Source organism: Citrobacter sp. C6_1, from assembly GCF_014596835.2.
Lineage (GTDB): Bacteria > Pseudomonadota > Gammaproteobacteria > Enterobacterales > Enterobacteriaceae > Citrobacter > Citrobacter pasteurii.
Genome location: NZ_CP115031.1, coordinates 1,405,078 through 1,422,547, shown reverse-complemented (window position 1 = coordinate 1,422,547; position 17,470 = coordinate 1,405,078). Strand labels below are relative to the sequence as shown.

15 protein-coding genes are annotated in these 17,470 nt (G+C 53.3%); 7 read left to right on the top strand and 8 right to left on the bottom strand.

All coding sequences use genetic code 11. The annotated features are described in order from the left end of the window. Positions 1-339: 339 nt before the first annotated feature. Positions 340-411 (top strand): membrane protein YpdK, encoded by a 72-nt coding sequence (ypdK, locus tag IB196_RS06880; RefSeq protein WP_010723117.1) that lies wholly within the window; start codon positions 340-342, stop codon positions 409-411. Between the two features lie 68 nt (positions 412-479). Here the strand turns inward: ypdK and alaC are convergent, their stop codons facing one another. Then, complete coding sequence (gene alaC / locus IB196_RS06875; protein ID WP_005129786.1) at positions 480-1,718, bottom strand: alanine transaminase; 1,239 nt, start codon at positions 1,716-1,718, stop codon at positions 480-482. A gap of 387 nt (positions 1,719-2,105) precedes the next feature. Here alaC and IB196_RS06870 point away from each other — a divergent pair, with 387 nt between their 5' ends. Genes IB196_RS06870 through IB196_RS06855 form a run of 4 tightly spaced genes read left to right on the top strand, consistent with a single transcriptional unit; the run spans position 2,106 to position 5,670 of the window. Continuing rightward, positions 2,106-3,803 carry a sensor histidine kinase gene (locus tag IB196_RS06870; RefSeq protein ID WP_086523807.1) on the top strand — a complete coding sequence of 566 codons (1,698 nt, stop codon included), beginning with the start codon at positions 2,106-2,108 and terminating at the stop codon, positions 3,801-3,803. Positions 3,804-3,817: 14 nt separating this feature from the next. Beyond that, complete coding sequence (gene ypdB / locus IB196_RS06865) at positions 3,818-4,552, top strand: two-component system response regulator YpdB (RefSeq protein ID WP_149691443.1); 735 nt, start codon at positions 3,818-3,820, stop codon at positions 4,550-4,552. A 15-nt stretch (positions 4,553-4,567) separates the two neighbouring features. Beyond that, on the top strand, positions 4,568-5,431 hold the full coding sequence (locus IB196_RS06860) for an AraC family transcriptional regulator (protein ID WP_040231435.1): 864 nt from the start codon (positions 4,568-4,570) through the stop codon (positions 5,429-5,431). 59 nt (positions 5,432-5,490) lie between these two features. Further along, on the top strand, positions 5,491-5,670 hold the full coding sequence (locus IB196_RS06855; RefSeq protein ID WP_040231437.1) for a hypothetical protein: 180 nt from the start codon (positions 5,491-5,493) through the stop codon (positions 5,668-5,670). 42 nt (positions 5,671-5,712) lie between these two features. Here the strand turns inward: IB196_RS06855 and ptsP are convergent, their stop codons facing one another. The 6 genes from ptsP to glk all read right to left on the bottom strand — a co-directional run bounded on the left by ptsP (position 5,713) and on the right by glk (position 13,126). Continuing rightward, on the bottom strand, positions 5,713-8,208 hold the full coding sequence (ptsP, locus tag IB196_RS06850) for a phosphoenolpyruvate--protein phosphotransferase (protein ID WP_188232027.1): 2,496 nt from the start codon (positions 8,206-8,208) through the stop codon (positions 5,713-5,715). 23 nt (positions 8,209-8,231) lie between these two features. Continuing rightward, the gene (gene ypdE / locus IB196_RS06845) at positions 8,232-9,272 is read right to left on the bottom strand and encodes an aminopeptidase (RefSeq protein ID WP_040231440.1); all 1,041 of its coding nucleotides are present in this window, start codon (positions 9,270-9,272) and stop codon (positions 8,232-8,234) included. Beyond that, entirely contained in the window at positions 9,272-10,357 is a 1,086-nt protein-coding gene (gene ypdF, locus IB196_RS06840; RefSeq protein ID WP_188232026.1) for an aminopeptidase, read from the bottom strand. Before ypdF ends, ypdE begins: the two co-directional genes overlap by 1 nt. 17 nt (positions 10,358-10,374) lie before the next feature. Next, on the bottom strand, positions 10,375-11,622 hold the full coding sequence (locus IB196_RS06835) for a PTS fructose transporter subunit IIC (protein WP_003834874.1): 1,248 nt from the start codon (positions 11,620-11,622) through the stop codon (positions 10,375-10,377). Positions 11,623-11,642: 20 nt separating this feature from the next. Then, on the bottom strand, positions 11,643-11,969 hold the full coding sequence (locus IB196_RS06830) for a fructose PTS transporter subunit IIB (protein ID WP_003028254.1): 327 nt from the start codon (positions 11,967-11,969) through the stop codon (positions 11,643-11,645). Between the two features lie 191 nt (positions 11,970-12,160). After that, positions 12,161-13,126 carry a glucokinase gene (gene glk, locus IB196_RS06825; RefSeq protein WP_040231443.1) on the bottom strand — a complete coding sequence of 322 codons (966 nt, stop codon included), beginning with the start codon at positions 13,124-13,126 and terminating at the stop codon, positions 12,161-12,163. A gap of 204 nt (positions 13,127-13,330) precedes the next feature. Between glk and IB196_RS06820 the strand changes: the two genes are divergently transcribed. Then, positions 13,331-14,566: an ion channel protein gene (locus tag IB196_RS06820; protein ID WP_188232025.1), complete on the top strand. Its 1,236-nt coding sequence runs from the start codon at positions 13,331-13,333 to the stop codon at positions 14,564-14,566. On the opposite strand, the gene IB196_RS06815 is transcribed toward IB196_RS06820, so the two are convergent. Then, positions 14,567-16,219: a thiamine pyrophosphate-binding protein gene (locus tag IB196_RS06815; protein ID WP_188232024.1), complete on the bottom strand. Its 1,653-nt coding sequence runs from the start codon at positions 16,217-16,219 to the stop codon at positions 14,567-14,569. A 183-nt stretch (positions 16,220-16,402) separates the two neighbouring features. Between IB196_RS06815 and mgrA the strand changes: the two genes are divergently transcribed. After that, entirely contained in the window at positions 16,403-17,392 is a 990-nt protein-coding gene (mgrA, locus tag IB196_RS06810; protein WP_005122373.1) for an L-glyceraldehyde 3-phosphate reductase, read from the top strand. The last annotated feature ends 78 nt before the right edge of the window (positions 17,393-17,470 follow it).

Here is a 17,470-nt window from a genome sequence, read left to right as displayed (position 1 = left end):
AATTCCGCGAGGAAATTAACCGCATTAACCTCAAGGTAATATGAGAATTCTCTGAGTAACAGCCACGTCGCTCAATAGCAATTTATTACCGTCGGAAATTAAACTGTCGCCGAATCACGACACTTGTAAGTTACTAAAATTAAATAAAAAAACGCCTCTTGTTTCACCTCATTTTTAGGCGTACATTAGCGCCGTCTGGAGCATTAAAGCTCAGAATTCTGGGGTGATGCAGCCAAGCAAACGCGGGGTATTCTCCCTTTCGTTTATGCTCGCATCAGCTCTCTGTCAGGTAAGCATATGTTCATTTAGGCGTACTCATCGTATGCGGAGAGATGAAAAGTGAAATATTTCTTTATGGGCATTTCTTTTATGGTCATCGTGTGGGCCGGTACTTTTGCCCTGATGATCTAAATTGAAAGATGCAGCAAAAAAACAGGAGCCATTTGGCTCCTGTTTGCATGTGTGAAGTGAAGGTTTTGTTAGTCGGTACTTTCAGTGGCTGATTTCGGGCTGGCCGGCAGTAAACCATCTGCGCGGAACATGGCTTTGATTCCGCGGATTGCCTGGCGGGTACGGTCGCGGTTCTCAATCAACGCAAAACGCACGTGTGTATCACCATAGTCCCCAAAGCCAATCCCCGGAGAAACACAGACCTTCGCCTCATTCAGCAATTTTTTGGCAAATTCAAGCGACCCCATTGCGGCGTACTGCTCCGGAATTTTTGCCCACACGTACATCGACGCTTTTGGCATTTCAACCATCCAGCCCGCTTCATGCAGCCCCTTGACCAGCACATCGCGACGGCGTTTATATTGCTCCGCAATATCTCGCACGCACTGCTGATCGCCTTCCAGCGCTGCAATAGCGGCTACCTGCAGCGGTGTAAACGTTCCGTAATCGTGATAGCTCTTAATGCGCGCCAGTGCGTTTACCAGCGTTTTATTGCCAACCATAAAGCCAATGCGCCACCCCGCCATGTTATAGCTTTTCGACAAGGTGAAAAATTCAACGGCAACATCACGGGCACCCGGCACCTGCATAATCGATGGCGCTTTCCAGCCATCGTAGACAATATCGGCATAGGCCAGGTCATGAACCACCAGCACGTCGTAGCGTTTAGCCAGTGCGACGACCTTTTCGAAAAACGCCAGCTCGACACACTGTGCCGTCGGGTTGGACGGGAAGCCTAAGATCATCATCTTCGGTTTCGGGTAGCTTTCGCGAATCGCACGCTCCAGTTCATTAAAGAAGTCGACCCCTTCCACCAGCGGCACGGAACGCACCTGTGCACCGGCGATAACGGCACCATAAATATGGATGGGGTAACTGGGATTCGGCACCAGGACCGTGTCGCCGTGATCCAATGTCGCCAACATCAGGTGAGCCAGCCCCTCTTTGGAGCCAATCGTTACAATCGCTTCGGATTCAGGATCGATCTCGACGTCATAGCGTTCCTGATACCAGCGAGAAATCGCCCGACGTAAACGAGGAATACCGCGCGACGTTGAATAACCGTGGGTATCCGGGCGCTGCGCCACGGTACACAGTTTTTCGACAATGTGAGGAGGCGTGGCACCATCCGGATTCCCCATGCTGAAATCGATAATATCTTCGCCGCGCCGACGCGCAGCCATCTTCAGTTCAGCGGTAATGTTAAAAACGTAAGGGGGAAGACGATCAATACGCGTAAAACGACGTTCAGGGCGGGAATCAGCCATAATATCCTCAGATGTACGTTAGCGCCCGGACCGTCCGAGCGACGCTACCACGATGGTGGCACGTTTAGAAAATAGCCTGATTAATTTCCTTCTGTCGAGAGGTACAGCAAAATATTTTTTATCGGCATAAAAGAGGAACAACGTTTCTAAAACGGGAAATTCATGAATATCCACTCCTTATAAAATCACCAATTTTTAACATTTTGTTGTTAAATACATTACGTTGAAGTTCGCCTTCTCTGGAGATGTATTGTAAATACAACAATCATGCAACAATCCCCTTTTAATATTGTGGTTTTTCCTCATTAGCCCATGCTGACAGGGATGCTGGTCATCCTGCCTCGGGTTACCTATCATAGAGGTTTAACCCCTTCGCAAGAGTCACCTGTGCACGAAATATTCAATATGCTGCTGGCGGTCTTTGATCGGGCAGCGCTGATGCTTTTTTGTCTGTTTTTCCTGATTCGTATCCGCCTGTTCCGCGAACTGTTGCACAAGTCAGCTCACTCGGTGAAAGAGCTGCTCGCCGTTACTGCCATTTTCTCCATGTTTGCCCTGTTCAGCACCTGGTCTGGTGTACCGGTAGAAGGCTCACTGGTGAACGTGCGAATTATCGCCGTGATGTCAGGAGGAATTCTGTTCGGCCCATGGGTCGGTATCATTACCGGACTCATCGCGGGCACACACCGTTATCTGATTGATATTGGGGGTGTTACCGCCCTTCCCTGTTTTATTACCAGTATCCTTGCTGGCTGTATTGCGGGTTGGATCAACCGAAAAATCCCTAAGGCGCAACACTGGCGCGCCGGTATTTTAGGCGGGATGCTGTGCGAGTCATTGACCATGATTCTGGTGGTCGCCTGGGCCCCCACTACCGAACTGGGGCTGGATATTGTCTCGAAAATCGGTATCCCAATGATCCTTGGCAGCGTCTGTATCGGCTTTATCGTCATGCTGGTACAAAGCGTGGAAGGAGAGAAAGAAGCCAGTGCGGCAAAACAGGCTAAACTGGCGCTGGATATCGCTAACAAAACCCTGCCGCTTTTTCGTCAGGTCAATAGCGAGTCGCTACGCCAGGTGTGCGAAATTATTCGCCATGATATTCATGCCGATGCCGTCGCGATCACCAATACCCAGCACGTTCTGGCCTATGTCGGCGTTGGCGAACTGAACTACCGCGATAACGATGATTTCGTTAGCCCTACCACCCAGCAGGCGATAAATTACGGAAAAATCATCATAAAGAACAATGATGAAGCACATCGCACGCCGGAAATACACTCCATGCTGGTAATACCGTTGTGGGAAAAAGGTGTGGTCACCGGTACGCTGAAAATCTACTACTGCCATGCCCACCAGATCACCTCTTCATTACAAGAAATGGCTATCGGTCTGTCACAAATTATCTCGACTCAGCTTGAGGTTTCCCGCGCCGAGCAGCTACGTGAAATGGCAAATAAGGCAGAGTTGCGGGCACTACAAAGTAAAATAAATCCCCATTTCCTGTTTAATGCGTTAAACGCGATCTCATCGTCAGTGCGGCTAAACCCGGACACTGCACGCCAGCTCATTTTTAATTTATCTCGCTATCTTCGCTATAATATTGAATTAAAAGATGATGAGCAGATCGATATCAAGAAAGAGCTGTATCAAATTAAGGATTACATTGCCATTGAGCAGGCCCGTTTTGGCGATAAATTGACGGTTATTTATGATATTGATGAAGAGGTCAGCTGTTTTATTCCCAGCCTGCTGATTCAGCCATTGGTTGAAAATGCCATCGTCCATGGGATCCAACCCTGCAAAGGGAAAGGTGTGGTCACTATCAGCGTGGCGGAATGTGGTAATCGGGTACGCATTGCCGTCAGAGATACCGGTCATGGTATCGATCCGAAAGTCATTGAACGCGTTGAGTCCAATGAAATGCCGGGCAATAAAATTGGCCTGTTGAATGTGCATCACCGCGTTAAACTCCTGTACGGCGAAGGGCTACATATCCGCCGTCTTGAGCCTGGCACAGAGATTGCCTTTTACGTGCCAAACCAGCACTCACCTGCAGCAGCCCCGGCCACATTATTGCTTTAACCAGGAGTTAAGTTGTGAAAGTCATCATTGTTGAAGATGAATTCCTGGCCCAACAGGAACTTAGCTGGCTGATAAAAGAGCACAGCCAGATGGAGATTGTCGGCACATTTGACGACGGTCTGGATGTACTTAAATACCTGCAGCACAACCGCGTTGACGCTATTTTTCTGGATATTAATATTCCGTCACTGGATGGTGTGCTGCTGGCGCAAAACATCAGTCAGTTCGCGCATAAACCCTTTATTGTGTTTATTACTGCCTGGAAAGAACACGCTGTTGAAGCCTTTGAACTGGAAGCGTTTGACTACATTCTGAAACCGTACCAGGAATCACGGATTGTCGGCATGTTGCAAAAACTGGAGGCGGCCTGGCAGCAGCAGCAAACAGGAACCCCCCTTACCAGCCAGGTGACGCGTGAAAACGATACGATCAACCTGATCAAAGACGAGCGGATCATCGTTACGCCAATCAACGATATTTACTACGCTGAAGCCCATGAAAAGATGACCTTCGTCTACACGCGACGCGAATCGTATGTCATGCCGATGAACATCACCGAATTTTGCAGTAAACTGCCTGCCTCACATTTTTTCCGCTGCCACCGCTCATTCTGCGTAAACCTGAACAAAATCCGCGAGATCGAACCATGGTTTAACAACACCTATATTTTACGATTAAAAGATCTGGAATTTGAAATCCCGGTTAGCCGGAGTAAAGTGAAAGAGTTCAGACAGTTAATGCATTTATAGCGCAGAGAAAGAGCGATGAAAGAGCCAGGCCTACCCGCAGACCAACAGTTTTTCGCCGATCTGTTCAGCGGCCTGGTATTAAACCCGCAGCGCCTGGGGCGCGTATGGTTCGCGACCCAGCCCACCACGCTACCAGGCGGTAGTTTATGTATTGATCTTCCACGCCTCGATATCGTTTTGCGTGGCGAATACAGCAATCGGCTGGAAACCAAGCAGCATAGTCTGCCAGAAGGCGACATGCTGTTTATCCCGGCGAAAGCGGCAAATCTACCCGGCAGCGACAAGCCCGTGATGCTGCTGAGCCTGGTGTTTTCTCCGGCCTGGCTGGGGCTCTCATTTTACGATAACCGAACCGCATCGCTGTTGCGCCCGCTGCGCCGCATTGAGTTACCGCATCCGCAGCGCGGCGAAGGTGAGGCGATGCTGACCGCATTAACGCATTTAAGCCGCTCTCCTCAGGCTCAGGATATCATTCAGCCGTTGGTGCTTAGTCTGCTGCATCTGTGTCGTAGCGTGGTGAATACGCGCCCTGAGACAGAGCGCCCGCGCACTGAATTTCTCTATCACAGTATGTGTAATTGGGTACAGGATAACTATGCCCAACCGCTGACCCGGGAAAGCGTAGCGCAGTTTTTTAATATCACCCCCAATCACCTGTCAAAAGTGTTTGCCCAGCACGGCACTATGGGGTTTGTCGAGTATCTGCGGTGGGTCAGAATGGCGAAAGCGCGCATCATCTTACAGAAATACCATCTGTCTATTAGCGAGGTCGCGCAGCGGTGTGGGTATCAGGACAGTGATTATTTCTGCCGCCTGTTCCGGCGTCAGTTTGGTCTGACGCCGGGAGAGTACGGCGCACGTTTTCAGTCTGCACGTTGATTGAGACAGCATCAACGGGTTTAATACCCCACAGGCTTACTCAATAAAGTGAATATACGATGAAAAACAGACGTGCACTCTCCCTGATGTGTTTTCAGATGCTGGAATCAGGTGCGGATCGTCGGACCGTGAAAAAGGCTCTCACCACCCACCGTGTAAAGGGACGCGAAGCGGTGGTGCTGCTCTGCAAACAAGAGATGACGTTGTTGAGGGCCGGGAAACTACCGTTGTCTGATTGATAATTTCCCTTCTGACCCTCTTATCCACTCTTGCTGTCAAACTTAAAACGTCAGTTCCGCCTCCAGCAGCGCCAGAATACTGTCAGCATTTTCAGCGGCAAACAGCGACTGGCGGAACTGCTTGTTCACCAGCTTGCGCGCCAGCTGTGAGAAGACCTTCACGTGGTTAATGCCTTCATCGGCACCCAGCGTCAGCATGATCACCAGTTCCACGTCCCCCATCTCAGACTGCCAGTCAACAGGCTGCAGAAGCCGGGCAATGCTGATGCTGGAGTGGCTGATCCACTGGGATTTGGTGTGCGGGATAGCCACGCCAAAGCCGACGGCGGTGGTGACGATCTCTTCGCGCTGCCAGACATCTTCTTCCAGCTCAAACGGATGTTCAGTCCGCCCATTAACGCCAAGATTGCCGCACAGAAACTGAATCACCTGCTCTTTGTTGGTCAGTGGCTCGCCAACGAAAATATTCTCCAGCGCCAGCAGCGGACGCACATCTTTCTGCGGCGCAAACAGGTTGAGCAGATCTTCTATCTCCTGAGCGCTACGACACTCGCAGGCGCGCATGGCAAGTTCACGGCATGCGTGACTGTCCAGTTGACGAAGCTGACTTTTCACCGCCGGAATACGCGGACTGCTCATGCTCAGCTCGTCGAGTCCTAAACCCAGCAGCAGCGGTAAATAGCGACCTTCCCCGCCCAGTTCCCCACAAATGCCCACCCATTTACCGCGTTCGTGCGCCACGCGGACAATCTGCTGCAACATACGCAGAAACGACGGCGTAATCGGGTTGTACAGCGGCGAAACGCGCGGATTATTACGATCGACGGCGTACAGATACTGGGTCATATCGTTTGAGCCAATACTGAAGAAATCCACCTCATCGCAGAAATGGTCGATGATGTAACACACCGACGGCACTTCAACCATAATCCCCAGCGGGATAGTTGAGGCATTGCGTAAACCGTCGGTGTTTAGCTCAACCATCGCCTTCTGCAGTTCGCTTTTTACCCACAAAATCTGGTCGAGACTGTGTACCATCGGGATCATCAGTTGCGCATTACCGAAGGTCGCCGCACGTAAAATGGCGCGTAACTGCGTGCGAAACAGTCCGGCAAACTCCGGATAAATCCGCACCGCACGATAGCCCAGGAACGGGTTTTCTTCCTGCGGAATATTGAGATAGCGAATGTTCTTATCGCCGCCGATATCCATGGTGCGAAAGATAACCGGCTTGTCCCCCGCGGCTAATAAGACCTGCTGATAGGCTTCAAACTGTTCCTGCTCATCAGGCGCGCTGTCGCGGTCCATAAACAGCATTTCAGTACGAAACAGGCCAATCCCTTCCGCGCCATTGGCAAACGCTCCCGGCGCTTCCAGCGCGGTACCGATATTCGCCGCAACGTCAATACGCTGATTATCTTTGGTCAGCGCGGGCTGGGCGGCATCAAGCGCCTGCTGCCGCTGGCATTCATCGGCCAGCCTCTGCGCAATCGCGTAATAGCCGCGAACCGCATCATCCGGATTGATGGCCAGAACCCCACAGCGGGCATCCAGCACCGCCTGCTGTCCAGCATACCGGCTGATAGCTTCCAGCGGCAAGCCGCTAAGCACCGGAATAGCCGACGCGCGAGCGAGGATCAGGGTATGCGAGGTGCGCCCTGTTTTCTCGAGGATCATGCCAGACAGATGTTGCAAATCGAGGCTTAAAAACTGGCTGGGCGTCAAGTCCTCAGCAACCAGAATCGTCGATTTATTCAGCACCAGCGCATTACGCGGTCGTCTTTCAGGCCAGGTGATGTGCAGCAGCTGTTCGCTGATATCACGAATATCGCTGACGCGCTCGCGCAGATAATCGCTACCGGAGGCCGACAGCTTGTCGCACACCTGTTCCATATTGGCGATAATCGCCGTGCCTAGCCCCAGATGGTGCTCCAGCATTAAGCGGCGAATATTCCCGGCAAACTCGTCGTCCTGAATCAGAGACAGATGCGCGCTAAGGATGGCTTTACTCTGTCCATCGCGCTCGCGCAGCTGCTGATTGAGCTGTTCGGCAAGCGTCGCCAGACTGTGCTCCAGCCGGGTATTATCTTCCGCACTCGCCTCAATCGCGCGATAGCTTTCCAGATTATCGCTCTGCCACAGCGTGAGCTGACCTGCCCCCACGCCGCCTGCCAGCACGGTGCCATAAAGAAGGTCTGGGTTGAGGCGAATCAACGAACGCGGCAACGGATGCGCCGCCAGTTCCGCCTGCGTCGGCTGAACGCTGTCGCTGTCAATAAACCGGTGCTGGAGATACTCCTCCAGCGCTCGCCGGGCCTGTTCTTCATCACGACCGCTAATAGTCAGGCTACAGCTGTCGTTAAACAGCGTCCCGGTACCGATCAGCGCCAGCGAGCTTTTCGCATCCGCCCTCGCATTCTGGCGATGGTTAATCAATATCACCTCACTTTGCCACTGGCTGCACTGCTCTTTCAGCTCCCACGCAGGGCGCGCATGCAGGCCATTGGGTAACGGGCAAAGAAATTGAATCGTTAGCATAACAACTCCTGATTAGCGCGAAATCAGCACCTGAAATCCGTCAGATGAGCCACGGTTTCGCACGTAAGATGTGAAATAAGAGCCGACAATAACTGCTGCGTCTGAATGATGTCACGACAGTCGGCAATCGACGCCGCGCAGTGCCCATGACGCGTAGCGGGTCCCATAACAACCGTTGGGATCCCTGTGCCGCTGACGTGCACCGCCCCACCGTCGGTGCCGCCATTACTGAACATATCGAGCTGCAGGGAAATGCCCGCGTCAGCGGCCACGCTTTCAACCCAAGCCGTCAGCTTTGGCGGTGCAATCAGCGATTTATCACTTAACACCAGCATCGGACCTTTACCGAGCTGCCGATGGTTGGCCGTACCATAATCAAAGTTTTTGGCCCAGCAGGCGGTATCCAGCACGATCGCCACATCCGGCGCGACCGCGCGTGCTGCCGTTTGTCCTCCGCGCAGCCCCACTTCTTCGCTGGAGCTGGCTACCAGCCAAACCTCACAAGGGAGAGTGGCGTCATGCCATTCGCGCAGCAGCGCCACCAGCAAATAACATCCAAGCCGGTCATCAAAGGCTTTGCCCATCACTCGTTGGTGCGGCAAAACCTGAAAGGTGGTATCAAAGGTGACGCGATCGCCCGGGCGCACACCGGCCTGAAGCACCTCTTCATAAGAGCGCGCGCCAATGTCCACCCGCAGCGCGCCGACCTCGTTGCCGTTACGCTCTCCGTCAAGCAGACCGGGGATTTTGCTCTCTTCGCGGGTGGTGATCCGCACCGGCTGCAGTTGTCTGGCCGCCATGCGCACATTTCCCACCGGTAAGACATCAATCGCCCCTTCGCTGGAAATACTGCGCACGATAAATCCCACTTCATCCATGTGCGCGCAAATCATTACCTTCGGACCGGTTGATTCATTCAGACGGATCAGCACCGATCCCAGACCATCAAAGCGCACTTCTTTGTGCAGACGATCCGCTTCCTCAAGCAAGATCTGCCGCACATCCTGTTCTGCAGAGGCGATCGCATCCGCCTCGCTCAGCGCCTTCAGTAGCGATAAGTCCATTACGCCTCTCCCGTGTGTAACAATGTTTTCGCCATGGTGTAGAGCACCTCGCCGCCGTCTGGCGTCACCAGCACCACATCCTCAATCCGCACGCCGCCCTGCCCCGGCAGATAAATACCCGGCTCAACGGTGAGCAGCATGCCAGCCGCCAGAGGAGTCGCGTCAGAGGGAGAAAAACGGGGATTTTCATGCACCTCAATGCCGATTGCGTGTCCGGTATTGTGGCCGAAATTATCGCCGTAGCCTGCCTGCTCAATCACCCGGCGAGCAGCCTCGTCCACTTCATGACAGCGCCGCCCGGGTCGAATTGCCGCCACCGCCGCACGCTGCGCCGCCAACACAATCTGATACACGGCAGACAGAGGGCTCTCTTCCGCGGGGTGGCTGGCGTCCGGGATGCGAAAGGTTCGCGTCATATCCGAACAATAGCCCTGATACTGTGCGCCAAAATCCAGCGTGATGAACTCACCCGCCTCGACACGCTTGTCGCTGGCTTTGCCGTGCGGCAGCGCACCGCGCCAGCCGCTGGCGACAATGGTGTCAAAAGACGCTTTTTCCGCGCCGAGCGTACGCATATACCACTCCAGTTCGGCGGCGATTTCGCGCTCACTGAGACCGGGTTGAATAAAGCGGCGAATATGTTCAGCGCTAAGGTCGGCAATTCGGCAGGCCTCGCGAATGCAGGCTATCTCCTGCACCGTTTTCACCTGCCGGAGCACATCCGGTACGGCGCTCACCAACCGGGCACACAGTTTGCCTGACCAGGCTTGCGCCGTTGCCCAGCTAACCTGCTCGCCTTCGAACCCTATCGTTTGCAGCTTTTCGTCGGCAATGATGTGATTTACCTGCGAATACAGCGTCTGCGTTCCATCGAGCCGATGGATCTGATAGCCACGCGTGCGCGTTGAAACATCCGTGTAGTAACGGGAATCAACCAGGATGTGCGCGCTGTTATGGCTGATAAACACATACCCGGAACTGCTGGAGATCCCCATATACGACTGTTTATTCTGCCGCGATGACAGCAGCATCGCGTCGAGGTGTTGCACCGTTAGCCAGTCACGCAGCGAGGCAAGTAAGCTCATGGTCACAATCCTTTTAATCAGAGGCTTTCAATCAGCAATTTGCCTTTGCGATACATCATGTTACGTAGGAACACCACCATCAGAGCCGTAATCACCGCGCCTAACAGGATCCCCGCCATATAGACGCCGAGGTTAGTCACCAGCGGCCATGCCCAGATAGCCGATTCCGGGAACCACTGCACCGCCCCCAGCCAGACGGCAGCCGTCGATCCGACAATGGCGCCAACCATATACGAAGGAATTGCCGTGATGGGGCTTTCCAGCGCAAACGGGATCGCCCCTTCGCTGATGCCCATGAACGCGAGGAACATTGCTGTTTTTCCCTGCGGGTAGAGCTGTGCGCTGAACAGGCGTTTGCCGGTTAAGCGACGGTCAATAAGCGTGGCCAGCCCGAGGCCAATCGGGGGGATCACTATCGCAATCGAGCGTGCGGTGACCGGCAGAACATGATCGGTGGTAAAGCTAAAGGCGACGAATCCTGCTGCCTTATTGATAGGACCGCCGAGGTCAATCGCCGTTGCTGCGGAAATACCCATTGCATACATCAGCGTGCCTTTCTCCCCGGCCGCCGTTAGCAGAGTACGAATTCCGCCGTTAATCCAGCCGCCAAACGGCGTTATCACGTAATACATCGCCAGCATGACGAAAATGGCGGAAAGAATGGGCAGTAAAAAGGTGGTTTTGAACGCCAACAGGAAATCAGGTAGCTGGATTTTTTGGTTCATCCACTTCACCAGATACCCGGCGACAATCGAGATAATCAGCGCGCCAATAAAGGTTGACGGAACGGGAGCACTGGTTGCCCATTGCAGCGTCGCTGGGTCAAAATTCAGTATCTGCGTGGGCTGGGTGGACATCAGACCACCGATGAACCCCGCCGGAAATGCCAGCTTGCCGCCGATAGAGTTGGCGACGAACGCGGCAAACATCGGGATAGCAAAGCCAAACAGCACGCCGCCAAAAGATTGCGACAGCCAGGCAAATTTCAGTAATGAGAGATTAAAACCGGTGAATTTTCCGCTGTTCAGCGCATCCATGATGCCGGTGTCAGCAGGTATATCGAGCCAGCTATAAGCGATCAGTTGCGAGAAGGCGAGAATGACCCCGCCCATAATTAACGTCGGCACCATGCGTGAAATACCCGACATCACATGTTGCGGAAGTTCGCCCCAGAAGCTATTGCGGGAGGCCGGTGGATTTTTTATTGCCGCTGCCGCACCAGATGCGCCAGGCACAACGGTTGCACTGCGTTTTTTAATGGCCATACGTGATTCCCTGTCGATGATTATTGTTGTTCAGCGGCAACCATCTCTTCGATCTCTTTAATGATGCCAGCCGCATTTTTTATCGCGTCCTGTAACGTAATTTCGTAGACGTCACGCGACTCGAAACGCTCGTTATCTTCCGGGGTGACGGCGACAGAATGGATGATTAACGTCGCCTCCGCGATATCCTGCGCCGTCAGACGATTTTGAATTCCGTCCGCGCCCTGGGTTTCAATTTTCACTTCATAACCCGCTTCAACCGCCGCTTCTTCCAGCGCCTGAGCCGCCATAAAGGTGTGGGCCAGGCCCATCGGACATGCACAAACAGCAATCAGTTTTTTGCTCATATTAATTCCCTCGTAATAGTTAACGAGTGAAATTATGGTCTGAGGAAAGGAACAACCGTTACCAGAGAAATGATGCTTTTACTGGACAAATAATCCCGCAATCAGGAAGTGTGACGAAAGTCGGAAAGGCGGGCAGCAGGCATAAAAAAACCGCGTGATATACGCGGTTTTGCAGATTTTTTGCGATACAATTACAAAATATGCCCCAGTGTCTGGCGCATATGTGCGCCGGAACCCAGCAGACCTGGATTATCATGCACAATCAGATATACCGGGATATCCTGCACATAGGCTTTAAAACGCCCTTTATCCTCAAAACCACCGCGAAAACCCGACGCTTTAAAGAATTCCAGGAAGCGCGGCACTATGCCTCCGGCAATGTACACCCCGCCAAACGTCCCCAGCGTTAATGCCAGATCGCCGCCAAACCGCCCCATGATGACGCAGAACAGCGACAGTGCACGACGACAGTCAATACAAGAATCGGCCAGGGCGCGTTCCGTAATGTCTTTCGGTTGCAGATTTTCCGGCAAACGTCCGTCGGATTTCACAATCGCGCGATACAGATTTACCAGCCCAGGACCGGACAGCACGCGCTCCGCCGAAACGTGACCAATCTCAGCCCGCAGCACTTCCAGGATAATCGCTTCTTCCTCGCTGTTCGGCGCAAAATCTACATGCCCCCCCTCGCCTGGCAGGCTCACCCAGCGTTTATCCACATGTACCAGATGCGCCACGCCGAGACCGGTGCCTGCGCCATAGACCGCAATGGGTTTGCCCTCGACAGGCTCAGCGCCGCCAAACTGGATCAAATGCTCTTTTTTCAGCATTGGGATTGCCATTGATACGGCTGTGAAATCATTGATAATTTCCAGATGGCTAAAGCCCAGATTCTTTTTCATCTCGGCAATAGAGAATGCCCAGGTATGGTTGGTCATGGCCACCCAGTCGCCGGTTATTGGACAGGCAATGGCGATACAGCCATCTTTGACGCTAACGCTATGCTCATCCAGGTATACGCGCACAACGGCCTCAAGGCTTGGGTAATCCAGTCCTGAATAGGTTTTCGCCTGCGAAATCTCGCCACTGGCAATATCGCACAGAGCAAGACGCGCATTGGTGCCGCCAACATCACCTACTAAAGCATATTTTGTCATTCTTTCACGGCTCCGCTAAAGTCAGAATAAATCTTTGCCACACTGTAAATTCATGGGGGCATAACAACAACGCCCTGAAGGCTGATGCCCGTGGAATATCGATCCAGGTCACAGAATTACTTTATCGTTTCAGCACCTTTTGCAGCGATGCTGTTAGGCAGGCTGTGCAAACTACGTCTATGACACTGTATTAAGGAATAGAAAATGCTCCATCCGCGAGCCAGAACAATGCTCTTGCTATCAATGCCTGCGCTGCTGATTGGTGTAGCGTCCAGTCTGGTGCTGATTGCTGTGATGAAAGTTGCTTCCGTTTTACAGCAATTTTTGTGGGAACGTCTGCCCATAAGCATCGGTATTGCCCAGGATTCTCCATTCTGGATTATTGCTATGCTCACGCTTACCGGGGGCATGGTCGGGCTCATCATCCGCTACAGTCATGGTCATGCTGGCCCTGACCCAGCCTGCGAACTCTTAATCGGTATGCCCGTCTCGACGTCTGCGTTGCCAGGACTGCTGGCCGCCCTGATTGTTGGCCTCGCGGGTGGCGTCAGTTTGGGTCCAGAGCACCCCATCATGACCGTTAACATTGCGCTGGCAGTGGCGATTGGTAGCCGCATGTTTCCGCGAATTGCAAAGCTGGACTGGACCATCCTCGCCTCTGCTGGCACCATCGGGGCGCTATTTGGTACCCCGGTTGCCGCTGCGCTGGTCTTTTCGCAAACGCTGAACAGCTCCAACGATGCCCCCCTATGGGATCGTCTGTTCGCACCGTTAATGGCCGCCGCGGCAGGTTCACTCACCACCAGCCTGTTCTTTCATCCCCACTTTTCATTGCCTATCGCGCACTATACGCAGATGCATCTGGTCGATATCTTCAGCGGCGCGGTCGTTGCTGCCATTGCTATCGCGGCGGGGATGGTGGCCGTATGGTGCCTGCCTCGTTTGCACCATCTGATGCATCGCCTGAAACACCCGGTGCTGATCCTCGGCGTTGGGGGCTTTATCCTCGGTATTCTGGGTGTTATCGGGGGACCACTAACCCTGTTTAAGGGCCTGGATGAGATGCAACAAATGGCATTTAGCCAGACGCTGGGAGCCTCGGACTATTTCATGCTGGCGGTGATAAAGCTGGCAGCGCTGGTCGTGGCTGCAGCGAGTGGTTTTCGCGGTGGGCGGATTTTCCCCGCGGTATTCGTTGGCGTCGCGCTGGGGCTGATGCTGCACGCCCATGTCGAAGCCGTTCCTGCCGCGATTACGGTCTCCTGCGCCATTCTGGGATTGGTACTGGTCGTCACTCGTGATGCATGGCTGAGCCTGTTTATGGCGGCAGTGGTGGTGCCGGACACCACCCTACTACCGCTGTTGTGCATCGTTATGCTTCCGGCCTGGCTGCTATTAGCCGGAAAACCAATGATGATTGCTGACCGTCCCGATAAGTAGCTATCCCCCATTGCGGGATTCCAGCGCACGGGTCACCGTGCGCAAGAGTTCTGGAAGGTCAACCTTCGGCAACACCACTTCTATCAACGAGAGGCGTTGCGGTTTTGCCAGACGAGCCAGAACCTCTTCCAGTTGGACAGCCTGCTTCACGCGCCAGCATTCCGCCTGACATTCACGACTTAACGCCTGTGGCACCAGCGTCCAGCTCCATCCGGCTATATCATTGTATCGTTGGTTCGCACCATGAATGGCACGTTCCACGGTATAACCGTCATTATTGAGCAGTAAAATAACTGGAGTTTGCCCGTCTCTCAGCATGGTTCCCAATTCCTGAATGGTGAGCTGTGCCGCACCATCGCCAATAATCAGGATCACCCTACGGTGCGGGAAGGCTGTTTGCGCCCCGAATGCAGCAGGCAAAGCGTAACCGATTGACCCCCACAGCGGCTGGACCAGTACCTCCGCCCCGGCAGGAAGTGACAGCGCAGCTGCGCCAAATGCTGCGGTGCCCTGATCGACAAGAATAATGTCGTTGGGGGCCAGATACTGTTGCATCGTATGCCAGAAATTTTCCTGCGTCAGAGGGCCTTTCTCAACCTGCAGACGCCCGGCATAAGGACGTTCAGGCGGCAGTGAAAACGACATTTCCAGGCACAGTTCCCGTAGCGTAGTAACCGCTTGTTCCATAGGGATGTTAAACCAGCTTCCCCCAACCCGCGACGCATGGGGTTGAACCTCAATAGTTCGCTCGAGAGGCAAGTTTTGCGTAAACCCGGCGGTCAGCGTGTCAACAAACCGGGTGCCGACGCAAATAATCGTACCGGCATCCTCTATCGCCTGGCGCACATAATCACTGCTCGCCCCCGCACTGTATGTGCCCACAAACGCAGGATGTCGTTCGTCAAACAATCCTTTGCCCATCAACAGCGTGGCATGAGCCATCGGCGTTTCCATCATCCAGCGTTGTAAAACGGGCTGTAAGCCAAAGCGTAGCGCGAGAAAATCGGCTAATAGCGACACGCGCGAACTGTCCAGCAACTGCTCACGCGCATGATAGCGAAACGCAGCAGCTACACTACTTTCCGGCTCGCTCAAGGGAACAATGAGTATGTCACTCGGTGGTGTAGCAGGTTGCTTCGCAACATCAGCAGGTAGCATCAGGTAACCCGGTCGTCTTTCGGTTAACATCGCCTGCAACACGCGGTCAATTTCATAGCAGGCATTTTGTTCATCCAGCACTGCACTGGCGACCGTCACTGACTGTTGCATACGGTAGAAATGCTGAAAGTCACCGTCGCCGAGGGTGTGATGCATTAACTCGCCACGACGCTGAGCGCTGCGACATGGGGCCCCGACAATATGCAGGACAGGAACGTATTCCGCGTAACTTCCTGCAATACCATTAATTGCGCTTAACTCGCCCACACCAAAAGTGGTAAGCAGCGCTCCCGCTCCGGCTACCCGGGCATAGCCATCCGCGGCATACGCTGCATTCAATTCATTCGCACACCCGACCCAACGCACGCTTGAGTGGTCAATGACGTGGTCAAGAAACTGCAAATTGTAATCGCCCGGCACACCAAACAGATGGTCAATGCCACAGCCTGCCAGCCTGTCCAGCAGATAATCAGCAACGGAATACGGGGTTTGCATGACAGCTATCCTTCTGACGGTAACCTCATGTTGAGTATCGAAGAACTGCGATGACTGTCCAGGAATGTCGCTGCGAAGGAGGTGGAAAGCAGGATGTACAGTTTTGGCGATTTAAATTTCCTTGAAGAATCGATTGTGTAACCGTATACACTGAAAGACACATATGTTCTGGAAGGAGGCGACATGGTTTATCAGGCTAACGAAAATCGCTATCACACAATGGAATACCGCCGCTGCGGTCAGAGTGGGCTCAAACTACCGATTGTCTCTCTGGGCCTGTGGCACAATTTTGGTGATACCACTCAGGTCGAAAACAGCCGGGCCTTATTACAGCACGCCTTCGATCTGGGGATCAGCCATTTTGATCTGGCGAATAATTACGGCCCGCCGCCGGGTTCGGCTGAACGCAACTTCGGTCGCATCCTGCAGGAAGATTTTTTATCGTACCGGGATGAACTGATAATCTCGACCAAAGCGGGCTATACCATGTGGGAAGGTCCCTACGGTGATTGGGGATCGCGCAAGTACCTGATTGCCAGCCTCGATCAAAGCCTGAAACATATGGGGCTGGAGTATGTTGATATCTTCTATCATCACCGCCCCGATCCCCAAACACCGCTCAGAGAGACCATGAACGCGCTGGATCATATTGTGCGTCAGGGGAAAGCGTTGTACGTAGGACTCTCTAACTATCCGACTGATCTCGCCAGGCAGGCGATCGAAATACTCGATGATTTAGGGACGCCATGTCTCATCCACCAGCCGAAATATTCTATGTTTGAGCGCGAGGTTGAGAGGGGCCTGCTATCACTCTTGCAGGAAAAAGGGGTTGGCAGTATCGCCTTTTCCCCACTGGCTGGCGGGCAATTAACTGACCGTTATCTGAACGGTATTCCGGCGGATTCGCGGGCAGCGAGCGCCAGTCGTTTTCTCAACCCAGACCAGATCACCCCACAAAAACTGGAAAAAGTCCGTGCCCTTAATGCGCTGGCCGGGCGCCGGGGACAAAAACTGTCCCAGATGGCGTTAGCCTGGGTTCTCCGCGATGATAAGGTGACGTCAGTACTGATTGGCGCCAGCAAACCTGCGCAAATTGAAGATGCCGTTGGCATGCTGGCAAACCGTCATTTCTCTCCCGAAGAGTGTGCGGAGATCGACGCCATCCTGGGTTGATGGAAATAAAGACACATTTATTAACAAAAAGTGCGCTCTCTGACGATTTAAGAGTTAAGGCGATGAAACGGGGCTTTA